5 protein-coding genes are annotated in these 6,461 nt (G+C 50.0%); 2 read left to right on the top strand and 3 right to left on the bottom strand.

The genetic code is table 11. From position 1 onward, the window contains the following. Window positions 1-327: 327 nt before the first annotated feature. Both PVA01S_RS26010 and PVA01S_RS26005 read left to right on the top strand, forming a co-directional pair. Window positions 328-621, top strand: coding sequence for a phasin family protein (locus PVA01S_RS26010; RefSeq protein ID WP_127610783.1), 294 nt, complete (start codon window positions 328-330; stop codon window positions 619-621). Window positions 622-650: 29 nt separating this feature from the next. After that, window positions 651-2,321 carry an ABC1 kinase family protein gene (locus PVA01S_RS26005; RefSeq protein WP_127610782.1) on the top strand — a complete coding sequence of 557 codons (1,671 nt, stop codon included), beginning with the start codon at window positions 651-653 and terminating at the stop codon, window positions 2,319-2,321. A 43-nt stretch (window positions 2,322-2,364) separates the two neighbouring features. Here the strand turns inward: PVA01S_RS26005 and PVA01S_RS26000 are convergent, their stop codons facing one another. The 3 genes from PVA01S_RS26000 to lpdA form a co-directional block, all read right to left on the bottom strand. Further along, window positions 2,365-3,351 carry a sugar-binding transcriptional regulator gene (locus PVA01S_RS26000; protein ID WP_236595951.1) on the bottom strand — a complete coding sequence of 329 codons (987 nt, stop codon included), beginning with the start codon at window positions 3,349-3,351 and terminating at the stop codon, window positions 2,365-2,367. Between the two features lie 109 nt (window positions 3,352-3,460). Then, window positions 3,461-4,759 (bottom strand): NAD(P)H-dependent oxidoreductase, encoded by a 1,299-nt coding sequence (locus PVA01S_RS25995; protein ID WP_127610781.1) that lies wholly within the window; start codon window positions 4,757-4,759, stop codon window positions 3,461-3,463. 299 nt (window positions 4,760-5,058) lie between these two features. Next, window positions 5,059-6,459, bottom strand: coding sequence for a dihydrolipoyl dehydrogenase (gene lpdA / locus PVA01S_RS25990; RefSeq protein ID WP_054798599.1), 1,401 nt, complete (start codon window positions 6,457-6,459; stop codon window positions 5,059-5,061). Window positions 6,460-6,461: the final 2 nt, after the last annotated feature.

The raw sequence follows: 6,461 nt of genomic DNA, 5'->3' as shown, positions 1-6,461 counted from the left end.
CCCTGGCTTTCATTTCTACTGCCATTTGGATATCCCTCCGTTTACATATGTTCTTATTTGTTACATTTGTAATATCATACTACTTCTGTATTCTTGTTTTTGTCAAGGCTCATTTGTTTATATCAACCGACATATTCATATAAAATATGTTCCTGACTGCAACATTTTTTACAATTGTTATTGTATAATACATATGTAAGAGGGGGTGCTTATCCAATGAACAAGGAAAAATGATGTCGGCATGCACGCAATAAATTTCCAGAATCAGTTAATAGCATTCAGGGAATTGGGGTACTCTATAGTATCATTAAACAGGAGGTTCACTAGATGAATGAATTGCTGAAGAAAGCTTTGTCGTTAGGACTCGGCGTCACGATCCTGAGCAAAGAAAAACTTGAAAGTGCAGTTGATGAATTAGTAAAAAAGGGAAATATTTCAGCCAATGAATCCAAAGAACTTGTCAACCGATTGATAGAAAAGGGGGAAGCCGAACAGGCACAGCTGAAGCAGCTCATTCGAGAGCAATTGAACAGCCTGTTAGCAGAGCTGCACGTGGCGACCAAGGAAGACATTGAAAATCTGAGCAAGCGTCTTGAAAAATTGGAAAACAACAACGAATAAGCTCTTGTTGCCTGAAAGGATGGTTTCACTTGATCGGCAAACGGATTCGCCATTTTAACCGTTATCGGGGCATTGCAATGGCCCTTACTCGCCATGGCTTTGGTTTTATCGTAGAAGAATTGGACATTTTCCATCTGTTGTCCTTGCCCGGCAACATTCGAAACGGAACAAAAAAGGACGAAAAAACATCTATTGGCGAGCGAATCCGTCTCGTTGTTCAAGAATTGGGTCCGACTTTTATTAAGCTGGGCCAAATTGCCAGTACACGGTCCGACCTCATACCGGAGTCTATCATTAAGGAATTGGAAAAGCTTCAGGATCAGGTTACCCCCTTCTCCTATCAGGAAGTCAAACATATCATTGAATCCGAATTGAACATCGATCTGGACCAAACCTTTCTCAGCTTTGAGGAAACGCCGCTGGCTGCCGCTTCGATCGGGCAAGTTCATCTTGCCCTTCTAACCACAGGAGAGAGGATCGCTGTTAAAGTCCAGCGCCCAACGATTGCCGAGACGATCCGAACGGATCTGGAAATCCTGCAAAATTTAGCAATCATGGCTGAAGCCCGCTTCGAATGGGCCCATCGCCATCAGCTTGTGCGGTTGTTCGAAGAATTTAAAAAATCGTTACTCGATGAGCTTGATTATACAATTGAAGGGAAAAATGCCGAAAAAATTGCCAGTCAATTTAAAAACCAGGCTCACATCCGAATTCCGAAGGTGTATTGGGAATTTTCCTCCAAGAAGATTCTAGCCATGGAGTTTATGGATGGGATCAAATTAAATTCTCCCGAACTGCTGCATGCCAAAGGCTATGATTCCAAAAGAATAGCCGAGCGGTTAATGAATGCCATTTTGCATCAAATTTTTATTAAAGGCTTTTTTCATGCGGATCCTCATCCCGGCAATATTACGGTGCTGCGGGGTGAGGTGATTGCATTTATGGACTTTGGATTGGTAGGCCGGTTGACGCCGAAGATCAAGCGGCAGCTCGCCAAGCTCATCATCGCATTAATGCTGCAGAGCTCGGAGGGTGTGATTAGAGCTTTGCTTGGGATGGGGCTTGTTACGCCGCAAGTGAACATGACAGACCTGCGTCGCGATGTCGATCTTCTTCGTGATAAATACGTTGGCGTGCCTTTCGGGGAGATGAGTCTTGGAGAAGCGGTAAACGATCTTCTGGAAGTAGCCTATCGGCATGAAGTCCGGATTCCCGCCGATTTTGTTCTATTGGGCAAATGCTTGATTACGGTAGAGGGTGTGGTTAAGCAGCTGGATCCCAAGATCAGCATCCTCCAAATCGCAGAGCCGTTCGGCAAAAAATTATTGCTCGAGCGTCTTCATCCCGGTTCGATACTGGAACATGTCAAAGAAGAATGGACGCAATACAGCGACATTCTCTTTGAATTCCCAAATCTGGTCAAAGAGCTGATCCCTTTAATTAAGAAAGGACAACTGGACGTCAGCATCCCTCAATTTGATCTTCTGCTTAGACAACTGGATCGGATCAGCAAGAGGATTTCGCTCAGCATGGTTTGGCTTTCTTTCTGCATCATCCTGACGGGAATCATGATCGGCTCTTCCCAGAGCAATCAGCCTGGCTTATTTGGGAGCATCCCTGTACTGGAAATAGGCGCCCTGATCGCCGTGTTCATACTCGTTTGGTTCATTCATTCCATCTTCAAATCGGGTCGATCTTGACAGCAGGACGAACAGCGGCTCGATGAGCCGCATGGGGCCAGCTCTAGCTTGGCTGGCCCGAATCCTGCTTGTGGCTCTGTATTTTCATGAGTCTAACCATCTCTGAAGCCGTTTGTTCATCTGTAATCAGCGTATGAATATAGCCCCCCCGCAGAGCCGCCAAGACGCTATCTGCTTTATGGCTTCCTTGAACGATGGCGATTACCTTGCTCACGCTCTTCAATTCAACCACCTGAATTCCGATGACCCGCTCGTTGATCGAATTTTTTGCGATCGTGCCGTCCCTGCAAATAAAACAGGAGTTGATATCCCCCACAACGCCGGAGGCTTCCAAACTCTTCAACTCATCGTCCCCTATATAACCGATTTCCTCCAGGGTGGATTGCATAAAGGGATTACCGATCCCTACAATGGCCAGATCAATTTTTTTCGCTTCTTCCAACACATCGGCAACCGTCGGGGTTTGCAATAGAAGATCGCGGAAGCTTTCACTCTCCACAATGGCCGGCGCATACAAGGATTCACAGCTGCAGTTCAGCTTTTTGGACAATTCGTAGGCAATTTGATTCGAATGAAGCTCAATTCGATTAGAGCCCATGCCCCCTACGAGCGGGATTATCTTCAAATGCTCGTGAGCCTCTTCGGGGAATTCCTTCACCAGGTTGTGTAAGGTCGTCCCCCACGAGATGCCGATCTTCGTTACATGCTTGAGCTGCTTCAGCACATAGGAGGAAGCAGCCTTGGCAAGCGCACTATTGGCAAGCTCGGTTGACATATCGGCCGTGGGTACGACGATAACTTCTTCTAATGAAAAAGCGCTTTCGATTTCCTGCTCCAAATCGATCGTAGGCGCCGCTTGGTCATGTATAATAATTTCAACCAGCTTTACGTGGAGCGCCTTCTGAAGACCTTTAGATATGATAGGTCTGGAAACTCCGACTTTCTTGGCGATTTCCGCTTGTGTACAATCTTCAAAATAATACATGCGGCTAATCTTAAGCAGAAACTTTTTCTCCTCATCAGTCATCATCGTCAATCAACCCCACCCATACTTCATCATGATTATCAAGTCAGCTTTCACTAAAAAGGTGGATGTTATCGAAAGCGGATTCATTTGCTAAGATTACAGCGCCTTACCTTTATAGGCTCCCGGCGAGAAGTGCTTGATCCTGCAGCTTGCGCAGCTCCCAAATGACCGAAGAAGCCGTTTGCTCCACGTCATCGTACGTGATGATTTCACCGGCCCTTACCGCGCGTTTTACCGTCTGTGCTTGAACTAAACCGATCGGTAAGGCGTTTAGCGATTTCGCTTCGGCCGCAGTCATGATCTTGCCGTACACCGTGAATCCGCCGATCCCGTCCAGACGATCTCCCGGCTGCAGATCCTTCTTGGCGATGGTCACGGTTTCAGCCACCAGCCCTTTCCACGGTGCGATGGTTTGCTCATTGTAGAAGTAGGCACCAGCCACCGACAACGGGGTCTCCAGGCTCGTTAAATGGTACGGCCGGAATAACACAAAGTTCGGGCCTTTGCCCATCTTCAGGTACTCCATCTCATGCCGGACCTCTTCCTTGCCCGAGGTGACGATAACAAATACGCCCGGTGCTACACCGTTCACATATTCAACGACTCCTGTCCGCGTCAGGATGCCTCCATCCTCCCGCAGACGAAGCACCTGTGTCAGCTCCTCCACGGTTGCTACCGGCCCGTTCATCCCTGGTTGGTCCGGTACAAACCCTGTCGCGTTAGCCACCGCTGTCATCTCGATCATCGTCTTGGTTCCGTCTTGGAATGAAGCGATCATCTTCGGATTCGCCCCTACGCTTTGCGCATATTCACGTGCCGAATCCGGCGTTGCCTGCACATTAAGCGGGTTGTTCTTGCCTTTACCGATCGCCAGAACCTCGAAGCCGATAGCATCCGCAAAGTTGTACAGCTCCATGACCGCCCCTGGCTCGTCACCGGCCGAGCCCGTGTATACAACGCCTGCCGAAGCGGCCATTTTATTAAGCAGCGGGCCAACGGTTACATCCGTTTCGACGTTCAACATGACGATATGCTTTTTGTTCAGGATCGCCTTCCAGGCAATCTCCGCACCAACACTCGGTACTCCGGTCGCATCAACGATCACATCCACATTCGGGAGCGCGAGCAGCATGTGCATGTCATCCGTAACCACAACCGAACGCTGGTCTATCGCCCGCTCCGCCTGCTCCAGCTCGCGTGTTTGCACGATGTGCTCTGCGCGGACACCTGCAAACAAGTAAGCGTTTTTGGCCTGCTCAACCCTTATATCAGCAGTGGCTACCACACGCATTCCCTTCATGCTTTCGATTTGCGAGATCATGCCGCGTCCCATTTGACCCGCTCCAATTAAGCCGACACGGATCAAACCGCCCTTACGCTCCAGCTCCAACAGCTTTTTATTCATGTTCATATGGCTTCTCCCCGATCCTCTTCAATATTTGAAACTTCATTCATCACTCAGTTTGATAGGGCTGCCGCTTTAATCAAGCGCCTTATTTACATTTGTATCGATCGCTTTCATTTGTAATTCTAAACACTGCTTACGGTTCTGTCAACAAATAAATACCCGCTGTTCCACAAGGATAAAGATACTTCAACCAGCCGGCAATGATCGTAACCCTTCACGAGTTGCTCTAAGATAACATCGGCGTGTGTACGAAAAAGGCTGTCCGTTTCGAGACAACCTTTCCGATTGCATCTTATCCTGTATTAATGATTGACTCCCATGCCCAGCCATCCGTTAGCCGCCTCATAGAAAGACTCCGATACGGTCGGATGCGGATGGATCAGGTTTGCCCACTCTGCCACCGTGCCCTCTAAATGCATGAATGAGGAAGCTGTCGTAATCATGTCGGTCACGTGCGGCCCGACCATGGTTACGCCAACAATCTCGCCGTATTTCTCATCGGCGATCAGCTTCACGAAGCCATCGGTTTCTCCCATGGACAGCGCCTTCCCGTTCCCTCTCATGGAATACGTCTGGACTTTAACCGCAAGACCGCTGTTCTTCGCTTCCTGCTCCGTCATCCCTACACTGGCGATTTCGGGATGGGTGTAAATGCAGCGAGGTACGACGCGGTAATCGATTTTCTCTTGTTTTCCGGCCGCATTCGCTGCCGCTATAAGCCCTTCGGCACTAGCCACATGCGCCAATTGATATCCCCCGACAAGATCCCCAATGGCGTATACATGGGGGATGCTCGTTTCCATCTGTTCATTGACCTCGACAAATCGCCCGTTCATCTTGAGCGGCAGCTCCTCCAGCCCGCCAAGGCTTGGAGTCCGACCGACTGCGACCAGCAATTCCTCAGCCGCATGCTCGGACGTCTGGCCGCCGTGCGCCGCCGACACATGGAATTGGCCATTGTCGTAGCGAACCTGCTCCACTTTGGTCGCAGCCTGCACCTGAACGCCCCGCTGCTTCAACGCCTTGGCCAGCGCTTGGGAAGCCGCTTCGTCCTCAGTCGGCACGATGCGGTCGGTCGCTTCAACAACCGTCACCTGCGTGCCGAACGCCGAGAAAATAGCCGCGAATTCAACACCGATCACACCGCCGCCGATAATCGTCGTCGTTTTCGGTATACGGTCCATTTGGAAAATCGTATCGCTCGTTTGATAAGGCAGCCCGTCCAATCCCGGAATCGGGGGAACGAAAGGCTTGGAGCCTGTAGCCAAAATAATCTTGTCCGCGCGTACGCGGGTCACTCCCGTATCCGAAGCAACCTCGATCTCACGGTTCGGCAGCACCTTGCCCCAGCCGCGGAGATGGCTGATCTTGTTTGCTTTCAGCAGCCCCGCAATGCCGGTGCGCAGCGTCTGCATCACTTGGCCCTGACGGGCCAGCATCGCATCCCATGATAGTTCAACCGGGCCCGTCTTGATTCCCCAGGCTTGAACCTTCTTGATCGTTTCAACCGCTTCCGCCATATGCAGCAGCGTTTTGGACGGAATGCATCCGCGGTTAAGGCATGTGCCTCCAAGCTCGGAAGCTTCGATCAGGGCAACCGATAGCCCTAGCTTCGCCGCACGGATCGCAGCCACATAACCGCCCGGGCCTCCACCGAGCACTACCAAATCGTATGAATTCAACGTTGTCACCTCAACCCTCATAA

Origin of the sequence: Paenibacillus validus NBRC 15382 (assembly GCF_004000985.1) — a bacterium.
Classification (GTDB): domain Bacteria; phylum Bacillota; class Bacilli; order Paenibacillales; family NBRC-103111; genus Paenibacillus_G; species Paenibacillus_G validus.
Note: the sequence above shows the minus strand (reverse complement) of the source record. Positions and strands in the feature narration are given on the sequence as shown.